The sequence below is a fragment of the Micromonospora sp. NPDC049282 genome (genome assembly GCF_043197045.1).
Classification (GTDB): Bacteria; Actinomycetota; Actinomycetes; order Mycobacteriales; family Micromonosporaceae; genus Micromonospora.
Map to the genome: position 1 here is coordinate 664,174 of NZ_JBICSL010000001.1, position 18,883 is coordinate 683,056.

The following is an 18,883-nucleotide window of genomic DNA, read 5'->3' on the forward strand; positions in this document are numbered from 1 at the left end:
CCGGGTGCTCCCCGTGCTCACGGCCGGGCCTCCGCCGGCTCGGCGTCCGCGGGCCCGACGGCCAGCGCCCCGGCGCCGCTGCCCGGGCCGATGGCGAGCAGGCCGCCGTCGCGCGGGCCGCCGAACGGCAGGGTGGCGTCGGCCGGCACCAGTCGCAGCGGCGAGGTGGTGAGCCGGTCGCCGGCGCGGGCCGGCAGGGTCAGCCGGAACTGGGCGCCCTGCCCCGGCGCGCCCCACGCCTCCAGCCAGCCGCCGTGCAGCCGGGCGTCCTCCACGCTGATCGACAGGCCCAGGCCGGTGCCGCCGGTCTGGCGGGCCCGGGACGGGTCGGCGCGCCAGAACCGGTTGAAGACCAGCTTCTCCTCGCCCGGCTTGAGGCCGACGCCGTGGTCCCGCACGGTGACCGCCACGGCGTTCTGGTCCATCCCCAGGGTGATCCGCACCGGCTTGGCCTCGCCGTGCTCGACCGCGTTGCCGACCAGGTTGCGCAGCACCCGCTCGACCCGGCGCGGGTCGACCTCGGCGATCACCGGCGTGCCCGGCAGGTCCAGCTCGATGGCGACCCCGACCCGCTCGGCCAGCCCGGCCAGCCGCTCGGTCACCCGGTGCACCACCGGCACCAGATCGGTCGGTTCGCTGTCCAGCACCGCGAAGCCGGCGTCGAACCGGCTGATCTCCAGCAGGTCGGTGAGCAGCTCCTCGAACCGGTCCAGCTCGGCCTGGAGCAGCTCGGCGCTGCGGGCCACCGCCGGGTCGAACTCGTCCCGCTCGGTGAAGATCAGGTCGGCCGCCATCCGGACCGTGGTCAACGGGGTCCGCAGCTCGTGCGAGACGTCCGAGGTGAACCGGCGTTGCAGGCGGGACATCTCCTCCAGCCGGAGGATCTGCCGTTGCAGGTTGGTCGCCATCTGGTTGAACGAGGCGGCGAGCAGGGCCAGGTCGTCCTCGCCGGAGACCACCATGCGCTGGTCGAGCAACCCGGCGGAGAGCCGTTGGGCGGTGCGCGCGGCGACCCGGACCGGGGTGACCACCAGGCGGGTCACCAGGGCGGCCAGCAGGCCGAGCAGGAGCACCAGGGCGACGCCGGTGGCGACCACCGTGGCGCGGGCGTCGGCCGCCGTGGCGTCCTGCCGGGCCAGGGGTACGAGGTAGTAGAGCTCGACCTGCCCGAACTTGGTCGGCACCGGCGAGCCGTAGACCAGGTATTTCGTGCGCTCACCGCCGCCGAGCGTGCCGGTGCGGATCTGGTGGGCGACCTTGCCGGACGCCACGGTGCCCCGCAGCTCGTCGCCGATCACCGACCGGACCGGCACGTCCGGAGACACCCGCGGCTCGATGAACTCGGCGAAGTTGTCGGCGGTGATCGCCACCACCACGCCGCTGGTCTGCGTCGGGTCCCCACCGGCCAGGTAGTTGACCGTGCCGTCGATGGTGTCCTGGAGCTGGGCCTCCTGCGGCTGGCTGTAGAGGTTGAACTGCTTCGCGGCGTATTCGCTGCCGTTGCTCAGCCGCAGCCGGACGTCGGTCTCGGCGTTCTCCAGCAGGATGTTGGTGATCTTGTCGGCGATCAGGTAGGCGAAACCGCCCACCAGGAGACTCGACGCCACAAGCGTGATGGTGACCACGCGGACCTGGAGCGACCGCCGCCAGGCCTGGCGCACGCCGGCGACGAACCGGGCCGACCGACCGGCCAGGTCGCGCCAGAGCGCCCGCACGGCGTGCAGCCGGCGGGACGCGTGAGTCGGCGGGTCGGGCAGCGAGGCGGTCACCACAGTGCTGCCCAGGTTATCCGGTGCCCGCCTTGTAGCCCACGCCCCGAACGGTGAGGATGATTTCGGGTCGCTCCGGATCCGGCTCGATCTTGGCGCGGAGCCGCTGCACGTGCACGTTGACCAGCCGGGTGTCGGCGGCGTGCCGGTAACCCCACACCTGCTCCAGCAGCACCTCGCGGGTGAAGACCTGGCGCGGCTTACGGGCGAGCGCGACCAGCAGGTCGAACTCGAGTGGGGTCAGCTTCACCTCCTCGGCGTCCCGGCTGACCGTGTGCGCGGGCACGTCGATGGTGATCTGGTTGCCGGGCGGGCCGATGGTGAGCAGCTCCGGCGCGACGTCCTCGCCGCGACGCAGCCGGGCCCGCATCCGGGCCACCAGCTCCTTGGGCTTGAACGGCTTGACCACGTAGTCGTCGGCGCCGGACTCCAGCCCCAGCACCACGTCGACGGTGTCGCTCTTGGCGGTCAGCATCACGATGGGCACGCCGGACTCGGCCCGGATCGCCCGGGCCACGTCGATGCCGCTCATCCCGGGCAGCATCAGGTCGAGCAGGACGATGTCGGGCCGGCTGTCGCGGAACGCGGCCAATGCCCGTTCTCCGTCGGCGACGAAGGACGGCACGAAGCCCTCGCTGCGCAGCACGATGCCGAGCATCTCGGCAAGGGCGGGGTCGTCGTCGACCACGAGTACGCGGGCTCTCATGGGGTTTATCGTTCCATCTCCGTTCGGTCGGAGGTCGGAGTCTTTCCGGCACGGTAGCGCCGAGCGCGCCCGCGCACCACAGCCCGCGGCGCGCCCGGCCAGCGTGGCGCGCCACGGCGGACGGGTCAACCGGATGCGGACCCGCCGTGCAACCATGATCCCTCGGGTGCCGCCCCGCCCGCCACCTTTACCCCGCCGCCCAGGAGTACGCGTGTCCGACGCCGGCCCGATCGCGGTGCTCCCGCGCCGCCCGCTGACCGTCGGCGAACTGCTGGACGCCGCCGTCCTGCTGCTGCGTGACCAGGCCCGGGTGCTCCTTCCGCTCGCCGTCCCGCTGGCGCTGGCCGAGCAGGCCCTGCTCCACCCGATGCGGGTGCTGGCCGGCGCCCACCCGCCGGGCTGGTGGCCGGGCGGCGAGCCACGGTTCGGCTGGTACTGGCTGCTGCTCGCGGTCGGCGCCGCCACCGAGGCCATGATCATCGCGCTGCTGGGCAATCCGGCCGCGCGCGGCGGCGGGGCGGCGCTGCTCGGCCGCCGCCTCGCGCCGTCGGAGCTGCTGCGCGCGGCCCGACCGGGCGCGACCCTGCTCGTCGCGGTCACGGTCGGGCTGGTCGTCGGCCTCGCCGGGCTGGCCGGTCCCGCCTGGTTCGTGGCGTACGGGCTGCTCGGCCTGGTGGTGCCGGTGCTGGTGCTCGACGGGGTGCCGGCACACCGGGCCCCGGGGCGGGCGATCCGGCTGGCCGGCCGGGTCGGCGGGCGCGCCGCCGCCGTCCGGCTGCTCGGCTACCTGGGCTGGTGGCTGGTCCGGCTCGGCATCGGGTTGGGGGTCCCCTACGGGCTCGGGCTGCTGGGCCTGTTCGACGTGTCGGCCTGGGCGCTGCCGGTGGCCGTCACCGCCCAGGTGGCGGTGAACACACTCGCGTACCCGGCGCTGGCCTGCCTGGACGCGGTGCTGCACCTGGAGACCCGGATCCGCACCGAGGGCTTGGACATCCGGCTCTCCCGGGCGCCGGCCGGCGTGCCGGAGCCCGTGCTGCTGGCGGCCCAGCGGTGAGCCGGTGGTGGACCGAGACGGTCGCCGCGCTCGGCGACGTGGTGCCCCTGCCGCTGGTCGCGTTGCTCCTGCTGGCCGCCACGTTGCTCGCCGCCCTGGCCTGGTACTCCTTCCCGGCCTGGGTGCCCCGCCGGCTGCCCCGGCTCACGCTGCCCCGGTTGCGGCGGCTCCGACTGCCCCGGCTCCGACTGCCCCGGCTCCGACTGCCCCGGCTCCGGCTGCCCCGGCTGCGCCGGCCCGCCCGCCGACGTCGGACGGACCTGCCGGCGGCGCGCGTGCCCGCTCCCCGGGAGGCGCCGCCCGGGCCGGCCGACGGTCCCGGGGCGGCCGACCGGCTGGCCGCCGAGGGCCGGTACGCCGAAGCCGTCCGGGAACGGCTGCGCGAGATGGTCCGGCTCCTGGTCACGCGGCAGTTGGTGGAGCCACGGGCGGGGCTCACCGTCACCGAGGTGACCGAGGCGGCGGCCCGGAACCGGCCGACGCTGCGGCCCACCCTGCACGCCGCCGGCACGATCTTCGCCGACCTCTGGTACGCCCAGCGTCCCGCCACCGCCGGTCACGACCAGCGGATGCGCGCCCTCGCCGCCGACCTGCGGCGTGAACTGACCGGCGGGGAGGAGCAGCCGTGACCGCCGCCCCGACGCCGGTCCGCCGCCGGTGGCACCGGTTCCTGGCCCCGATCGGGCTGGGCGTGCTGCTGATCGTGATCACCCTGGTCCTGCACGAGGTGGACCAGCCCGACCCGGGCGAGCGCGGCTTCCTCTCCCCCGTCGCCACCGATGACGACGGGGGCAGCCGGCTCGCCGAGGCGCTGGCCGCGCAGGGGGTGCCGGTGCGCCGGGCGACGGACACCGCCGGCGCGCTGGGCACCGCCCGCGCGGCGCCGAGCACGCTGTTCGTGCCCGCACCCGAGCTGGTGCGCCCGGACACCCTCGTCGACCTGACCGGCTTGCCGCCGGGCAGCCGGCTGGTGCTGGTCCAGCCGTCCCGCCGCGTCCTGGCGGAGCTGGGCACGCCGGTCGAGCCGACCGGCCGGCGCTGGGCCACCCGGGCCCTGCCCCCGGACGCCGACGGCGCGCCCTGCCGGCTGACCGAGGCGGTCCGCGCCGGCACCGCCGCGGTCGACCACCAGCGGTACGCCGGGCCGGACCGCGCCGATCGCTGCTACGGCGGCGCGCTCCTGCGGATCGCCGACGGCACCGAGGTGGTGCTGGTGGGCGCCAGCGACCCGTTCCGCAACGACCGGATCGACGAGTGGGGCAACCGGGCCCTCGCGACCGGCCTGCTCGGCGGCGGCCGCCCGGTGGTGTGGCTGGACCTGCCCGCGCCCGAGGCGGCGCCGACCCGCCAGAGCCCGTCGCCGACCCGCGAGGTCGACGGCGCGCCCACACCCGGCGGGAGCGCCGAGCAACGTCCCGACCGGACGGATCCGCCGCCGCGCGCCGACAACCCGCTGTGGGGCGCGTTCCCGGCCTGGTTCTGGGCGATCCTGGCGCAGCTCGCCCTGGCCGGGCTGCTGGTGGTCCTCTGGCGGGCCCGCCGGCTGGGGCCCCCGGTGGCGGAGCCGCTGCCGGTGGCCGTCCGCTCCGCCGAGACCGTTCGCGGTCGGGCCCGGCTCTACCGACGGGCGGGCGCGCGGGACACCGTCGCCGGGACGCTGCGGGACGCCGCGCTGGACCGCATCCTGCCCCGGCTCAACCTGCCTCCCGACACACCGGACGAGGAGGTGGCGGCCCGGGTCGCCGCCGGGACCGGTGGCGACCCGGAACGGGTGGCCGAGCTGCTGCACGGCCCCGCGCCGGGCAACGACCGGGAGCTGCTGGAGCTGGCCCGTGAGCTGGACACGCTGACCCGTACCCTGGCCCCGCATCCGAGCGAAGGAGAACTCCGGTGACCGGACCCGTCATCGCCGCCGCGTCGCCCACCGCCCCGTCGGACGCCCGGGCCGCCCTGCACCGGCTGCGCGCCGAGGTGGGCAAGGCCGTCGTCGGGCAGGACGCCGTGGTCACCGGGCTGGTGATCGCGCTGCTCTGCCGGGGGCACGTGCTGCTGGAGGGCGTGCCGGGGGTGGCCAAGACGCTGCTGGTGCGCGCCCTGGCCACCGCGCTCGACCTCGACTCCAAGCGCGTGCAGTTCACCCCCGACCTGATGCCCGGCGACGTCACCGGTTCGCTGATCTTCGACCCGCGCACCGCCGCGTTCACGTTCCGCGAGGGGCCGGTCTTCACCAACCTGCTCCTCGCCGACGAGATCAACCGGACCCCGCCCAAGACCCAGTCGGCGCTGCTGGAGGTGATGGAGGAACGGCAGGTGTCCGTCGAGGGCGAGCGCCGCCCGCTGCCCGAACCGTTCATCGTCGCGGCCACCCAGAACCCGGTCGAGTACGAGGGCACCTACCCGCTGCCCGAGGCGCAGCTCGACCGCTTCCTGCTCAAGCTGACGGTGCCGCTGCCCGGCCGAGACGAGGAGCTGGGGGTGCTCCGCGCGCACCACGCCGGCTTCGACCCACGCGACCTGCGCGCGGCGGGCGTACGCGCGGTGGCCGGCGCGGCCGACCTGGCCGCCGCCCGCGCGGAGGCGCACGCGGTGCACGTGGCCGAACCGGTGCTCGGCTACATGGTGGACCTCTGCCGTGCCACCCGGTCCGCGCCCGCTCTGGAGCTGGGCGCCTCGCCCCGGGGCGCCACCGCGCTGCTCGCCGCCGCGAAGGCGTGGTCCTGGCTGGCCGGCCGCGACCACGTCACGCCGGACGACGTGAAGGCGGTCGCCCGCCCCACGCTGCGACACCGGCTCCGGCCCCGGCCGGAGGTGGAGTTGGAGGGCGTCACGGTGGACGCCGTGCTGGACTCGGTGCTGGCCACCGTGCCGACGCCGCGATGACCTGGCGGGCCGGCCTGCTGCTCGCGGCGGGCGCCGCGACGCTGCCGGCCTGGCCGGCGCCGTTCCTCGGCGTCGCCGTGCTGACCGCGGCGGTGTTGCTGCTGGTGGCCCTCGACCGGGCGCTCGCGGCCCCGCCGCACGCGCTCACCGTGCACCGCGCCGGCGACCGGACGGTCCGGCTCGGCGGCACCGCCACCGTCACCCTGCACCTGGCCAACCCCACCGACCGCACGCTGCACGCCCAGGTACGGGACGCGTGGGTGCCGTCCGCCGGGGCGCACCCCGAACGGTCCGAGCACGAGGTGCTGACCGTCCCGCCCGGCGGCACGGCCACCCTGCCGGTCCGCCTCACCCCGACCCGGCGCGGCGACCGGCCGGCGGTGGCGCTCACCGTGCGCTCGCTCGGGCCGATGCGGCTGGGTTTCCGGCAGCGGGCCGGACGACCGGCCACACCGGCGTGGACGCTGCGGGTGCTGCCGCGCTTCGACTCCCGGCGGCACCTGCCGGAGAAGTTGGCGCGGCTGCGGGTGATCGACGGCGTCCAGGTGACGCGCGGGCGCGGCCACGGCACCGAGTTCGACACCCTGCGCGAGTACGCCGTCGGCGACGACGTCCGGTCGATCGACTGGCGGGCCAGCGCCCGCCGCGCCGACGTGCTGGTCCGCACCTGGCGCCCGGAGCGGGACCGGCGGCTCGTCTGCGTGCTGGACACCGGCCGCACCTCGGCGGTCCGGCTCGGCGACGAGCCGCGGCTGGACACCGCCATCGACGCGGCGTTGCTGCTCACCGCACTGGCTGCCCGGGCCGGCGACCGGGTCGACCTGCTGGCGGTGGACACCGCCGTGCGGGCGCGGGTGACCGGCAGCGGCCGGCCGGCCTTGCTCACCCGCCTGGTCGAGGCGATGGCGCCGCTCCAGCCGGCGCTGGCCGAGACCGACTTCGAGCTGATCGCCGCCGAGGTGCTGCGTCGCGAGCGACGGCGCAGCCTGGTGGTGTTCTTCACCGCCCTGGACCCGGCCGCGCTCCGGGCAGGGCTGCTGCCGGTCCTTCCCCGGCTGGCCGCCCGGCACCGGGTGGTGCTGGCGGCCACCCACGATCCGGTGCTGACCGGCCTCGCCACCGCCACGCCGACCGGCCCCGACGACCCGTACGCGGCCGCGTCGGCATGGCGGGCGCTCACCGAACGCGACCGGGTGCGCGCCGCGCTGTCCCGGCACGGGGTGACCGTGGTGGACGTGGCCGCCGACCGGCTCGCGCCCGCCGTCGCCGACACCTACCTGCGCCTGAAGGCCACCGGCCAGCTCTGACCGCCCGCCCACCCACCCCCACTTTCGCCCTGATTCACGGAAACAGTGGCTGTGGCGGGCTCAATGGCCACTGTTTCCGTGAATCAGCGGCCGGCAGGGCCGGCGGTGGAGGTGGTGCGGCGAGCGGCGTGGTGGCCCAGGAGGAGGGCGTACGCCAGGAACGCCGCCCAGACCGTGGCGCCGGCCGCCACCCGCGCGGCCACCGGCAGCGGGGCCGGGGTGACGAACGCCTCCAGCAGCGCGGACACCGCGAACAGCCCGACCAGACCGGCCGCGACCACGATGGCCGCCCGACCGGCCTCGGCCACCGCCCGGCCGCGCCCGAGATGCGCGGGCGGGGCGATCCACGCCCAGGCGGTCCGCAGGCCGGCCCCGGCGGCGATGTGGATGCCGGTCAGCTCCAGCAAGCCGTGCGGCGTGATCAGGCCGAAGAAGACGTCCGCCCGGTCGTAGGAGATCATCACCCCGCCCACCACGCCGAGGTTCAGCGCGTTCTGCCACAGCAGCCAGAACACCGGCAGCACCAGCACGCCGGCGGCCAGGCACTGGGCCGCCAGCCAGGCGTTGTGCGTCCACAGGTGGAAGGCGAAGGTCGGCGCGGCGAACTCGGTGTAGTAGCCGGCGAAGCCGGAGTCGACGAGTTGCCGGGCCGACTCGGCGCCGATGAACGCGGCGGCGGTGTCCGGGTGGCCGGCGACGAACCAGATGAGGAACGCGGTCAGCGCGCTGAATCCGGTGGCGACGCCGCACCACCACGGCCAGGCCCGGTAGAGCGCGGCCGGCAGGTCGGCCAGCAGGAACCGGCGCACCGATGCCCAGGACGGCCGGGGGCGGCCGGTGATCCGGGCGCGGGCGCCGAGGACCAGGTGGGACAGCCGCCCGACCAGCGCCGGCTCGGGGGCCCGGCTGCGCAGCGTGGAGAGGTGGGTGGCGGTCCGCTGGTAGAGCGTGACCAACTCGTCGACCTCGGCCGGGTCCAGGCGACGCCGGCCGGTCAACTGCTCCAGCCGCCGCCACTCGGCGCCATGCTCCGCCACGTACGCGTCGAGATCCACTCGTCCATGGTGTTCACTGTCGGGGTGCGCGCGCAACCTCCCCCGCCGTCCCGGTGGGCCGACGCCGGTCTGGTCAGCGGCGAGGCGGTGGAGCTGGACGTCCGGGTCGCCCGGCTGGGCTCCCGGGTGCTCGCTCTGCTGGTCGACCTGATCGTCCAGCTCGGCCTCGCGCTCGTGCTCGGCGCGGCGCTGTCGATGCTGGTGCTCGCGCTGCCCCCGGACGTGATGGACGCCGCCCTGGCCGGTGGCCTCCAGGTCGTCCTGCTGGTGCTGGTGTTCGTCGGCTATCCGGTGGTGATGGAACGGTTCGCCGGTGGTCGGACGGTGGGCAAGCTGGCGGTGGGGCTTCGGGTGGTGCGGGCCGACGGCGGGCCGGTCGGTGCCGGGCAGTCGCTCACCCGGGCGCTGGTGGGTGTCGCGGTGGAGTGGCCCGGCCTGGTGCTGCCGCTGCTGAGCTGGGCGGCGACCGTGACGGTGATGCTCACCGACAGGCGTGGCCGGCGGCTGGGCGACCTGGTCGCCGGCACGCTCGTGGTGCACACCCGGGCCGCCGCGGTGTGGCGGCCACTGCCGCCGGCCGTGCCGCCGCTGCTCGCCTGGGCGACCACGCTCGACCTGACCCGGGTGGACGACGGGCTGGCCCTGGCCGTCCGGCAGTACGTGCACCGGCTGCCGCAGCTCGCCGCGCCGGACCGGATCCGGCTGGGCCGGGAGCTGTGGGCGGAGGTGGCCGCCGTGACGTCACCGCCGCCGCCGTGGCACGCCCCGGAGTGGGCCTACCTGACGGCCGTGCTGGCCGAGCGGGGGCGCCGGGCCGCGTACCGGTCGGGTCGCACCCGCGCGGTCACCGACACGCTCTGGCCGGAGTTGGCCCCGGCGCCGGCCACGCCGATCCCGGCCCCGCTGCGGCGGGCCGCGCCGGAGCCCGCCGAGCCCGATCCGGTACGCCGCTGAGCGCGGGCGGGCCGGCTCAGGAGAACAGCGTGCGGCCCCACCAGTCGGCCGCGTCGCGCACGCCGGGCGGGCAGGCGAACAGGCCGCTGGAGACGTGCCGCAGGTATTCGTTCATCGCGTCGTTGCGGGCCAGCCGGGTCTGGATCGGCACGAACTGCTTGCGCGGGTCCCGCTGGTAGGCGATGAAGAAGAGTCCGGCGTCGAGCCGGCCCAGCCCGTCCGAGCCGTCCACGAAGTTGTAGCCGCGGCGCAGCAGGCGGGCGCCGCCGTTCTGGTCCGGGTGGGCGAGCCGCACGTGCGCGTTCTCCGCGATGACCGGTTGGCCGTCGTCGCCCTTGGCGGCGAAGTCCGGCTCGTCGAACTCGTCGCGGCGGCCCAGCGGGGCGCCGCTGCCCTTGGTCCGGCCGGTGATCGTCTCCTGCTCGGCCAGCGGGCTGCGATCCCAGGTCTCGATCAGCATCCGGATCTTGCGGGTGACCAGGTAGGAGCCGCCGGCCATCCAGTCCGGGCCGTCGCCGGGCTGCACCCACAGCTGCTCGCGGAGCAGGCCGGCGTCCTCGGCCTTGAGGTTGGCGGTGCCGTCCTTGAAGCCGAACAGGTTGCGCGGCGTGGCCTGGTCCCGCGACGTCGACGAGGTACGCCCGAAGCCGAGCTGTGACCAGCGGACGCTGACCACGCCCATGCCGATCCGGGCCAGGTTGCGGATGGCGTGCACCGCCACCTGCGGGTCGTTGGCGCAGGCCTGGACGCAGATGTCGCCGCCGGACAGCTCCGGCTTGAGCGCGTCGCCGGCGAAGTGCGGCAGCTCGGCCAGCGCGGCGGGGCGGCGGTCGGCGATGCCGAAGCGGTCCCGGCCCTGGGCGTCGCGGAACAGCGTCGGGCCGAAGCCCACGGTGACGGTGAGCTGCGACGGGGGCAGCCCGAGCGCCTCGCCGGTGTCGTCCGGCGGGGCCTCCGGCATGCCGCCGACCGCGCCGATCAGCCCGGCGTCCCTGCCGGCGGTCATCCGGGCCGCGGCCGCGGTCCACTCCTGGAGCATCGCGACCAGCCGGTCCCGGTCCTTGGTGACCACGTCGAACGCGACGAAGTGCAGCCGGTCCTGGGCGGCGGTGGTGATGCCGGCCTGGTGCTCGCCGAGGAACGGCACCGCCCCGGCGGCCGTCCCGGTGGCGGACGCCTGGTCGCCGCCGGCGAGCAGGGCGCCCGCGCCGGCCGCCACTCCGGCCACCCCGGCCACGCCGACACCGGCGAGGGTCATCGCCCGACGTCGGGAGACGCCGCGTCCGGCCTGGGAGTCGTTCGGCTCGCTCGTCGCGTCACCGCCGGCCGGATTGGTCATCGCGCGACGGCCGCCGCGATCTTGCTGACCGGCTCGGCCAGCGCGTTGATGGTGTCCGACAGCTCCTTCAGCTCCGCCTTGCTGAGCTGGGTGTGCAGCTTCCAGCCGTCGCCGGCCCGGTGCTTGCCGAGCGCGGCCTCGACGTTGGCGAACTCGGCGTCGAGCTGCTTGACCAGGTCGGGCGCGCGCTGCTCCAGGGCCGGGCGCAGCGCGGCGACGGCGGCCTTCGAGCCTTCCAGGTTGGCGTTGAAGTCCCAGAGGTCGGTGTGCGAGTACCGCTCCTCCTCGCCGGTGATCTTGCCACTGGCGACCTCGTCGAGGAGCGCCTTGGCGCCGTTGGCGAGCTGGAGCGGGGTGAGCTTCTCGGCGTCGGCCTTGGCCACGATCGCCTTGACGTCGACCAGGAGCTGGTCGGCGATCGGGCCGTCCTTGCTGATGTCCCCCGTGGTCCAGAGGTCCTTCTCGATCCGGTGGAAGCCGGTGAACTCCATGCCCTCCTCGACCACCTCCTCGCGGCCGTCGATCTTCGGGTCGAGGTCGCCGAAGCTCTCCGCGACCGGCTCGATCCGCTCCCAGTAGGTGCGGGCCACCGGGTAGAGCGCCTTGGCCTTCGCCACGTCGTCGGCCTTGACCGCGGCCACGAACTCCTCGGTCTTGGTGAGCAGGGCGGCGGTCTGGCTGCGCACGTAGCGCTGGTAGCTGGCGGTGGCCTCGGCGAGCGCGGCGTCCGGCGCGACGGTCGCGGCGGTGCCGCTGACCTTCAGCGCGCCCCGGATGCCCCGGCCGCTCATCCCCGGCTTGCAGGCGGTCTCGTACGTCCCGGCGGGCAACTCGACCCGCAGTTCGCGGCTCAGCCCGGGGGCGATGTTCTCGACCTCGCCCATCACCCGGTCGCCCGCGGCGTAGACGTAGAACTCGTTGACCTTGGAGCCGGAGTTGGTCACCTTGAAGGTCACCTGACCGGCGTCGATCGCGGTGCTGCCGACCTCGCAGGCGGTGTCGGTGGCCTTGACGGCGATCGGGCCGCCCGCCGTGGCGTCGGCGTCGTCACCGCCCCCGCAACCGGCCAGTCCGGCGACGGCGAGCAACCCGGCGGCGGCGGGCGCGACGAATCGAGTGTTACGCATCGGTGCGGGTTCTCCTCGGAGACGGGCCGGTCAGGCGCGCGGGGACGGGGCGGCGGCGGCCGGCTGCGGCCGCTCGACCGGGGCGGTTTCCTCGACCGGGGCGGCGGCCTCGGCGGGCGTCGCGACGGGCTCGGCCGGGGACGCGACGGGCTCGGCCGGGGACGCGACGGGCGCGGTCGGGGTCGTGACGGACGTCGCCGGGGAGGCGGGGGGCGCGGCGGGCGCGGCCGGCCGGGCCGGCTTGCGCAGGAAGAGCACGAGCACCGGGACCGCGTAGGCGACCCAGGCGACCAGCTCCAGCACGGTCGGCGCGGCGGTGATGTTGAACATGCCGGCGAGCAGCGCGCCGTACCAGGCGTTCGGGTCGAGCGTGGCGGAGATGTCGAACGCCTGGTTGTTCAGGCCGGGCAGCACACCGGCCTCCTGGAAGTCGTGCACGCCGTACTTGAGGATGCCGGCGGCCACCAGGATCAGCAACGCGCCGGTCCAGGTGAAGAAGCGACTCAGGTTGATCTTCAGGGCGCTGCGGTACAGCCCGAAGCCGATCACCACGGCGGTGACGATGCCGCCGATCAGGGCGAGCAGCGAGCCCGCCCCGGTGCCGCCGGCCACGCTCTCCGCGGCGGCATAGAAGATCAGCGCGGTTTCCAGACCCTCCCGGATCACCGCGAGGAAGGCCATCCCGGCGACCGCAAGCGATCCGACGGCGAGCGCCTCGGTGAGCTTGCCGCGCAGCTCGCCCGCGATCGACCGGGCCGCCTTGCGCATCCAGAAGATCATCCAGGTCACGAAGACCACGGCGGCGACCGACGTGACCGCCTCGAAGAACTCGCGCGACTCGGAGGTCCGCAGCAGCGAGGTCGAGGTGTACTGGATCAGCGAGCCGAAGACGACGGAGAGCGCCACGGCCAGGCCGACACCGGCCCAGACCTGGGGCAGTCGGTCACGCCGCTGCGACTTCACCAGGAAGGCGACCAGAATGCTGACCACCAGGGTCGCTTCCAGGCCCTCCCGCAGGCCGATCAGGTACGTGGCGAACATCAGTTACTCCGTCGTAGGTCAGGTATGCCTCAGTTAACTTAGGGCAGCCATACCTTGCTCCTGTTCCGGCGCCCACGTCAAGTCGTTCACGGCAACGTCACCGGGCCGACCGAGGGCCGACAGCCCGCGTACGCGAAAGGGACCGGGACGGCCGCGCGGCGGCCGACCCCGGTCCCCTCCGGGCGCGGAACTCAGTAGCGGTAGTGCTCGGCCTTGAACGGGCCCTCCGGCGAGACGCCCAGGTAGGAGGCCTGCTCCTTGGTCAGCGTGGTCAGCTTGGCGCCGAGCGCGGCCAGGTGCAGCCGGGCGACCTTCTCGTCCAGGTGCTTGGGCAGCACGTAGACGCCGATCGGGTACTCGTCGGTCTTGGTGAACAGCTCGATCTGCGCGATGGTCTGGTTGGCGAACGAGTTCGACATCACGAAGCTCGGGTGCCCGGTGGCGTTGCCCAGGTTCAGCAGGCGGCCCTCGGAGAGCACGATGATGGCGTGGCCGTCGTCGAAGCGCCACACGTCGACCTGCGGCTTGATGTTCTCCCGGGTGACGTCGCTCCGCTTCGCCAGACCGGCCATGTCGATCTCGTTGTCGAAGTGGCCGATGTTGCCGACGATGGCCTGGTGCTTCATCCGGGCCATGTGCTCGTTGGTGATCACGTCGAAGCAGCCGGTCGCGGTGATGAAGATGTCGGCCTGCTCGACCACGTCGTCCAGCGTGGCCACCTGGTAGCCGTCCATCGCCGCCTGGAGCGCGCAGATCGGGTCGACCTCGGTCACCACGACCCGGGCGCCCTGGCCGCGCAGCGACTCGGCGCAGCCCTTGCCGACGTCGCCGTAGCCCATGACGACGGCCATCTTGCCGCCGATCAGCACGTCGGTGGCCCGGTTGATGCCGTCGATGAGCGAGTGGCGGCAGCCGTACTTGTTGTCGAACTTGCTCTTGGTCACCGAGTCGTTGACGTTGATGGCCGGGAAGAGCAGGGTGCCGGCGCGGTGCATCTCGTAGAGTCGGTGCACGCCGGTGGTGGTTTCCTCGGTGACGCCCTTGATGCCGGCGGCGATCCGGGTCCAGCGCTGGGCGTCCTCACCGAGCGAGCGGTGCAGCAGCTCGAGGATGACCGCGTACTCCTCGGAGTCGGCGGACTCGACCGACGGCACGGCCCCGGCCTTCTCGAACTCGGCGCCCTTGTGGACGAGCAGGGTGGCGTCGCCACCGTCGTCGAGGATCATGTTCGGGCCCGCCCCGTCCGGCCAGGCGAGCGCCTGCTCGGTGCACCACCAGTATTCCGGCAGCGTCTCGCCCTTCCAGGCGTAGACCGGGACGCCGGCCGGGGCCTCGGGAGTGCCCTCGGGACCGACCACGATCGCCGCGGCGGCGTGGTCCTGGGTGGAGAAGATGTTGCAGGACGCCCAGCGGACCTGCGCGCCGAGCGCGACCAGGGTCTCGATCAGGACGGCGGTCTGGACGGTCATGTGCAGCGAGCCGGTGATGCGGGCGCCGGCGAGCGGCTGGGCGTCGGCGAACTCGCGCCGGATCGCCATCAGGCCGGGCATCTCGTGCTCCGCGAGCCGGATCTCCTTGCGGCCGAACTCGGCGAGCGACAGATCCGCCACCTTGTAGTCGCCCTCGGCGAGGGTGCTCGGCCGGGCGCCGGACGACGGGCCGCTGGTGGCCGCCGGGAGGGTGCTGGTCATGGAAGCTCCTGTCGAAGGAAGTGCTGCGCAGCCTTCCACCTTACGCGCGTGGGCCCGCTCACCCGGGGTCGGTTGGCGGACGAGGAGGCGGCCGGTCCGTGGACAGCGCACGGGGCGGTCGGTCGTGAACGGATATTCCGCCCACGGCCCGGCCGCCCCGTGCATCCCCCCGGTTTGGTTCCCCGCGCGCTCCCGGACCTTCGTCGCGACAACGCTGCGTACCCATGAAGTTACCGTAAGCGACCGGGACGTCGGGTCGGTTCGGGGAAATCAGCGGTTCAGCGCAGGCCACACGTGGCCACGAACGCCTCGCCGTCCCCGGCCAGCGCCAGCGGGCCACCGGCCGCCGTACCGACCGCGGACTGGCCCGCGCCCAACGCCACCACGCCGACGCCGTCGTCCACGGACAGCTTGCCGGCCCGGCAGAGCACCACCCGCGGACCGGGCAGCGTCAGCCGCACCGCCGGGGCCCCGGCGCCCACCACCACCCGGTGCAACGCGAAATCCTCCACCGGCACCGGCCACGTCAGCACCCCCGGCGCCACCGGCTCCGGCCGGAGGACCGGGTCGATCAGCACCTCGAACCGCAGCACCCGCAGCAGCTCGTCCACGTCGACGCGTTTCGGGGTCAGCCCGCCGCGCAACACGTTGTCACTGGCCGCCATGATCTCGACACCGGTGCCGCGCAGGTAGGCGTGCAGGTTGCCGGCCGGCATCCAGATCCCGTCACCCGGCGCCAGCCGGACGTGGTGCAGCAGCAGCGCCACCACCACGCCCGGGTCGTCCGGATAGCCGACCGCAAGCGTGCGCACCAGCGCGGCGTCCGGCGACGCCGGCCCGGCGGTCGCCGCCGCCAGCAGGGCCGCCACCAGCCCCGCACGCTCCGCCTCCGGCCAGCTCAACAGCGCGCGTACGGCCTCCCGCAGCCCCGCCGGCCCGGTGCGCAACATCGCCACCACCGGCGTCAACGCGGGTACGCCGAACCCGGCGATCACCGCCGCCGACTCGACCGGGTCACGGAAGCCGCAGAGCGCCTCGAACTCCTCCAGCGCCACCAGCAGCTCCGGCTTGTGGTACGGGTCGACGTAGTTGACCCGCCCGTCGTCGGCCGCGTGCCCGGTCCGGGCCTGCTCGGCGTCCGGATGCGCCTGCAGGCTCAGCGGCGCGTCCGCGGCGAGCACCTTCAGCAGGAACGGCAGCCGGGTGCCGAACCGGCGGACCAGCCGCTCGCCCAACCAGTGCCCCGGCTCGGCCACCAGCAGCTCGGTGAGGCTCACCGGCCGGCCGTCCCGGTCGACCGTGGCCGGGGCGCCCGGGTGGGCGCCCAGCCACAGCTCGGCCTCCGGCCCGGCGCTCGGTACCGGCCGACCCTGCAACTCGGCGATCGCGGTCCGCGAGCCCCAGGCGTAGTCCCGGATCCGGCCCTGCAGCAACTCCATCGGTCAGCTCCCGGGTCGTCCGGCCACCTCGTCGGCCATTCCGGCCTCCGGCGCGGTCGCGCCGGCGCCGTTCACCGCCGCCTCCGGCACCGCGGTGTCGGCGGCCTGGCCGGTGCCCGCCCGCTCCGCCGCCGCGCTCCAGATGTCCGGCTCCAGGTAGATCACCCGGGCGATCGGCACCTCGCGGCGGATCCGCGCCTCGACGGCGTTGATGCCCCGGGCCAGCTCCTCGGCGCTCTCGCAGGCCGGCACCGCGATCTTCGCGGCCACCATCAGCTCCTCCGGGCCGAGGTAGAGCGTCTTCATGTGGATGATCCGCTCGACCTCCGGGCCGCCGGTGACGGCTCGCTCGATCTTGGCCAGCTCGCCCCGCTCGGCGCCCTCGCCGAGCAGCAGGCTCTTCGTCTCGATCGCCAGCGTGATCGCGATGACCACCAGCAGCACACCGATCATCGCGGTGCCGGCAGCGTCCCACATGCCGTTGCCGGTGGCCAGCGTCATGCCGACGCCGAAGAGCGCGAAGACCAGACCGATCAGCGCGCCGAGGTCCTCCAGCAGCACCACCGGCAGCTCCGGGGCCTTGGCCCGGCGGATGAACCTGATCCAGGTCTGATTGCCCCGGATCAGGTTGGACTCCTTGATCGCGGTGCGGAACGAGAAGCCCTCCATCACGATCGCGGCGAGCAGCACCACCACCGGCACCCACTGCCAGCTGTCGATCCCGTGCGGGTCGGACGCCTTGTGGTAGGCCTCGTAGAGGGCGAACAGGCCGCCGAGGCTGAACAGCACGATCGACACGATGAACGCGTAGATGTAGCGCTCCCGGCCGTACCCGAACGGGTGCTGCGGCGTGGCCTCCCGCTTGGCCCGCCGGCCGCCGATCAGCAGCAGACCCTGGTTGCCGGAGTCGGCCACCGAGTGGATCGACTCCGCCAGCATCGACGACGAGCCGGTCAGCAGGAACGCGATGAACTTGGTGACGGCGATGCCGACGTTCGCCGCCAGGGCGGCGACGATCGCCTTGGTGCCCCCGTTTGCGCTCATTCCCCGCCTCGCTCGATGCCGCACGTGCTCACTGGTTTGCCAGCTCCTTCATTTCCGTGATGGCCGGAACCGCCATCGGGTCCAGCCCGTGTGCCAGGGCGAGATAGATCGAGGCGAAGTCGGGGACCGCCACCAGCGACGCGAGGCGCTCCAGGGCGGAGCCGCCCTCGGCGGTCACCACGTCGCAGCGCACCCCGCGCCGCTCGGCGAGCGTCTGCACCGCGTCCGCGCGGCGCTCCTCCACCGCCAGCGGCTCGTCGGTGTCGTCGTCGGCGTTGAGCCCGCCGTCGCGCAGCAGCACCAACCGCAGCCGGATGCCGCCGTCGTCACCGTCGTCGCGGTCGGCGAAGATGTCCCGCTCACCCTCCGCCAGGCCGCCGAAGACGCCGTCGAGCAGGCCCACCCGGCCCCGGCCGGCCTCACCCAACGCGCCGCTGACCACCGGGTAGCGGGAGTTCGCCGACAACGTGTCGCCGAACCGGCGGGCGGCCACGGTGGCCAGCGGGGACGAGCCCCAGACGATCGGGATCGACCCCGACAGGCCCAACGCGAGCGACTTCGCGGGGTTGACGAAGGACTCCGCGGTCGGCCGGCACCGGTCGGCGTCGGCGTCCAACCGGGCCGCGGTCTCGGCCAGGTCCGCCTCGTTGACCTTCACGAGGCCGAGCGTACGGGCGGCCAGCAGAACCGGCACGGTGAGCGCCCACAGGCTGGCCCGGGCCGGGGCGCGCCGGGGCACCGGGATGAACGGCGCCCGGGCCCGCTCGGCCACCGACTGGAGTTGCGAGTCCGGAGCGCCGACCGCGACCAGCCGGGCCCCGCGCCGGTGCGCCGCCTCGGCCGCGCCCAACGCCTCGGGGCTGCGGCCGGAGGCGCTCACCGCGATGACCACGTCCGCCGCGCCCACCCAGCCCGGCACGCCGGCGCTGCGGTGCGGGATGACCGGCACCGGGCAGCGCGGCCCGGCGACCGTGGCCAGCACGTCACCGGTACGCCCGGCGGTGCCGATGCCGGCGATGACCACCGCCCGCGGGCGTCCGTCGTCGCCGAGCACGGACAGGTTCGCCTCGGCCGCCAGCGCCGCGGACTCGCGCACCTGGGCGCCGGCCGAGGCGGTGAACCGGAGCATGCCGCCCGGATCGCGCTCGGCCAGCAGCGCGGGATCGTCAAGCAGTGCCTCGTCCGCGTGCCGGTGCCCGCTGACCCCGGCCGTACCGTCCATCACCGCGACGACCCGCCCCGCGCGTCGTCGGCCGCGGGTCCACCGCGCGCCTCGTCCAGGAGCAGCACCGGGACGTCGTCGCGCACCTCGAAGACGCGACCGCACTTCGTGCAGGTCAGGGTCTGCGCCTGCGGGTCGTAGTCGAGCGGGGCGTGGTGCGTGTCCGGGCAGGCGAGGATCTCGAGCAACTGCGGGTCCAGGGCCACGGCGCGGCTCCTTCCACGTATGCGGTCTCACCGGTCGGCGGTGCCGTCC

Annotated in this window: 17 protein-coding genes; 6 read left to right on the forward strand and 11 right to left on the reverse strand. The window is 74.6% G+C overall.

Annotated features, from left to right (window positions below; all coding sequences use genetic code 11):
* Positions 1-17: 17 nt before the first annotated feature.
* Together mtrB and mtrA are read right to left on the reverse strand one after the other, a co-directional pair.
* Positions 18-1,772, reverse strand: a complete 1,755-nt coding sequence (mtrB, locus tag ACGFI2_RS03085; RefSeq protein ID WP_393509677.1) for an MtrAB system histidine kinase MtrB — start codon at positions 1,770-1,772, stop codon at positions 18-20.
* 13 nt (positions 1,773-1,785) lie between these two features.
* Positions 1,786-2,475: an MtrAB system response regulator MtrA gene (gene mtrA, locus ACGFI2_RS03090; protein ID WP_091060316.1), complete on the reverse strand. Its 690-nt coding sequence runs from the start codon at positions 2,473-2,475 to the stop codon at positions 1,786-1,788.
* 211 nt (positions 2,476-2,686) lie between these two features.
* Here mtrA and ACGFI2_RS03095 point away from each other — a divergent pair, with 211 nt between their 5' ends.
* From ACGFI2_RS03095 to ACGFI2_RS03115, 5 genes are read left to right on the forward strand one after another with little or no spacing between them, the layout of a single operon-like run.
* The gene (locus tag ACGFI2_RS03095) at positions 2,687-3,529 is read left to right on the forward strand and encodes a hypothetical protein (protein ID WP_393509682.1); all 843 of its coding nucleotides are present in this window, start codon (positions 2,687-2,689) and stop codon (positions 3,527-3,529) included.
* A complete protein-coding gene (locus ACGFI2_RS03100; protein WP_393509685.1) occupies positions 3,526-4,158 on the forward strand; it encodes a DUF4129 domain-containing protein in 633 nt (210 codons plus the stop codon). Before ACGFI2_RS03095 ends, ACGFI2_RS03100 begins: the two co-directional genes overlap by 4 nt.
* Positions 4,155-5,423, forward strand: a complete 1,269-nt coding sequence (locus ACGFI2_RS03105) for a DUF4350 domain-containing protein (RefSeq protein WP_393509688.1) — start codon at positions 4,155-4,157, stop codon at positions 5,421-5,423. Before ACGFI2_RS03100 ends, ACGFI2_RS03105 begins: the two co-directional genes overlap by 4 nt.
* Complete coding sequence (locus tag ACGFI2_RS03110) at positions 5,420-6,409, forward strand: AAA family ATPase (protein WP_393509691.1); 990 nt, start codon at positions 5,420-5,422, stop codon at positions 6,407-6,409. Before ACGFI2_RS03105 ends, ACGFI2_RS03110 begins: the two co-directional genes overlap by 4 nt.
* The gene (locus ACGFI2_RS03115) at positions 6,406-7,716 is read left to right on the forward strand and encodes a DUF58 domain-containing protein (RefSeq protein ID WP_393509694.1); all 1,311 of its coding nucleotides are present in this window, start codon (positions 6,406-6,408) and stop codon (positions 7,714-7,716) included. Before ACGFI2_RS03110 ends, ACGFI2_RS03115 begins: the two co-directional genes overlap by 4 nt.
* Before the next feature lie 83 nt (positions 7,717-7,799).
* Here ACGFI2_RS03115 and ACGFI2_RS03120 read toward each other — a convergent pair whose 3' ends face one another.
* Complete coding sequence (locus ACGFI2_RS03120; protein WP_393509697.1) at positions 7,800-8,771, reverse strand: stage II sporulation protein M; 972 nt, start codon at positions 8,769-8,771, stop codon at positions 7,800-7,802.
* A 6-nt stretch (positions 8,772-8,777) separates the two neighbouring features.
* Between ACGFI2_RS03120 and ACGFI2_RS03125 the strand changes: the two genes are divergently transcribed.
* Positions 8,778-9,725 (forward strand): RDD family protein, encoded by a 948-nt coding sequence (locus ACGFI2_RS03125; RefSeq protein WP_393509700.1) that lies wholly within the window; start codon positions 8,778-8,780, stop codon positions 9,723-9,725.
* Positions 9,726-9,741: 16 nt separating this feature from the next.
* Here the strand turns inward: ACGFI2_RS03125 and efeB are convergent, their stop codons facing one another.
* The 8 genes from efeB to ACGFI2_RS03165 form a co-directional block, all read right to left on the reverse strand.
* Complete coding sequence (gene efeB, locus ACGFI2_RS03130) at positions 9,742-11,064, reverse strand: iron uptake transporter deferrochelatase/peroxidase subunit (protein ID WP_393509703.1); 1,323 nt, start codon at positions 11,062-11,064, stop codon at positions 9,742-9,744.
* Positions 11,061-12,191 carry an iron uptake system protein EfeO gene (gene efeO / locus ACGFI2_RS03135; protein WP_393509706.1) on the reverse strand — a complete coding sequence of 377 codons (1,131 nt, stop codon included), beginning with the start codon at positions 12,189-12,191 and terminating at the stop codon, positions 11,061-11,063. Before efeO ends, efeB begins: the two co-directional genes overlap by 4 nt.
* A gap of 30 nt (positions 12,192-12,221) precedes the next feature.
* Positions 12,222-13,232: an iron uptake transporter permease EfeU gene (gene efeU, locus ACGFI2_RS03140; protein WP_393509709.1), complete on the reverse strand. Its 1,011-nt coding sequence runs from the start codon at positions 13,230-13,232 to the stop codon at positions 12,222-12,224.
* 191 nt (positions 13,233-13,423) lie between these two features.
* Positions 13,424-14,923, reverse strand: a complete 1,500-nt coding sequence (gene ahcY / locus ACGFI2_RS03145) for an adenosylhomocysteinase (RefSeq protein ID WP_393509712.1) — start codon at positions 14,921-14,923, stop codon at positions 13,424-13,426.
* A gap of 278 nt (positions 14,924-15,201) precedes the next feature.
* Complete coding sequence (manA, locus tag ACGFI2_RS03150) at positions 15,202-16,362, reverse strand: mannose-6-phosphate isomerase, class I (RefSeq protein ID WP_393509715.1); 1,161 nt, start codon at positions 16,360-16,362, stop codon at positions 15,202-15,204.
* 3 nt (positions 16,363-16,365) lie between these two features.
* Entirely contained in the window at positions 16,366-17,406 is a 1,041-nt protein-coding gene (locus ACGFI2_RS03155) for a cation diffusion facilitator family transporter (protein WP_393509718.1), read from the reverse strand.
* Between the two features lie 28 nt (positions 17,407-17,434).
* Positions 17,435-18,631: an SIS domain-containing protein gene (locus ACGFI2_RS03160; RefSeq protein ID WP_393509721.1), complete on the reverse strand. Its 1,197-nt coding sequence runs from the start codon at positions 18,629-18,631 to the stop codon at positions 17,435-17,437.
* On the reverse strand, positions 18,628-18,834 hold the full coding sequence (locus ACGFI2_RS03165; protein WP_393509724.1) for a Trm112 family protein: 207 nt from the start codon (positions 18,832-18,834) through the stop codon (positions 18,628-18,630). The genes ACGFI2_RS03160 and ACGFI2_RS03165 overlap by 4 nt, the downstream gene beginning before the upstream one ends.
* Positions 18,835-18,883: the final 49 nt, after the last annotated feature.

What these genes read in the sequence shown, in the direction of transcription:
- ACGFI2_RS03155 (WP_393509718.1), bottom strand. Translation starts at nt 17,406, where the DNA reads ATGAGCGCAAACGGGGGCACCAAGGCGATCGTCGCCGCCCTGGCGGCG.
- ACGFI2_RS03115 (WP_393509694.1), top strand. Translation starts at nt 6,406, where the DNA reads ATGACCTGGCGGGCCGGCCTGCTGCTCGCGGCGGGCGCCGCGACGCTG.
- mtrA (WP_091060316.1), bottom strand. Translation starts at nt 2,475, where the DNA reads ATGAGAGCCCGCGTACTCGTGGTCGACGACGACCCCGCCCTTGCCGAG.
- ACGFI2_RS03125 (WP_393509700.1), top strand. Translation starts at nt 8,778, where the DNA reads ATGGTGTTCACTGTCGGGGTGCGCGCGCAACCTCCCCCGCCGTCCCGG.
- efeO (WP_393509706.1), bottom strand. Translation starts at nt 12,191, where the DNA reads ATGCGTAACACTCGATTCGTCGCGCCCGCCGCCGCCGGGTTGCTCGCC.
- manA (WP_393509715.1), bottom strand. Translation starts at nt 16,362, where the DNA reads ATGGAGTTGCTGCAGGGCCGGATCCGGGACTACGCCTGGGGCTCGCGG.
- efeU (WP_393509709.1), bottom strand. Translation starts at nt 13,232, where the DNA reads ATGTTCGCCACGTACCTGATCGGCCTGCGGGAGGGCCTGGAAGCGACC.
- ahcY (WP_393509712.1), bottom strand. Translation starts at nt 14,923, where the DNA reads ATGACCAGCACCCTCCCGGCGGCCACCAGCGGCCCGTCGTCCGGCGCC.
- efeB (WP_393509703.1), bottom strand. Translation starts at nt 11,064, where the DNA reads ATGACCAATCCGGCCGGCGGTGACGCGACGAGCGAGCCGAACGACTCC.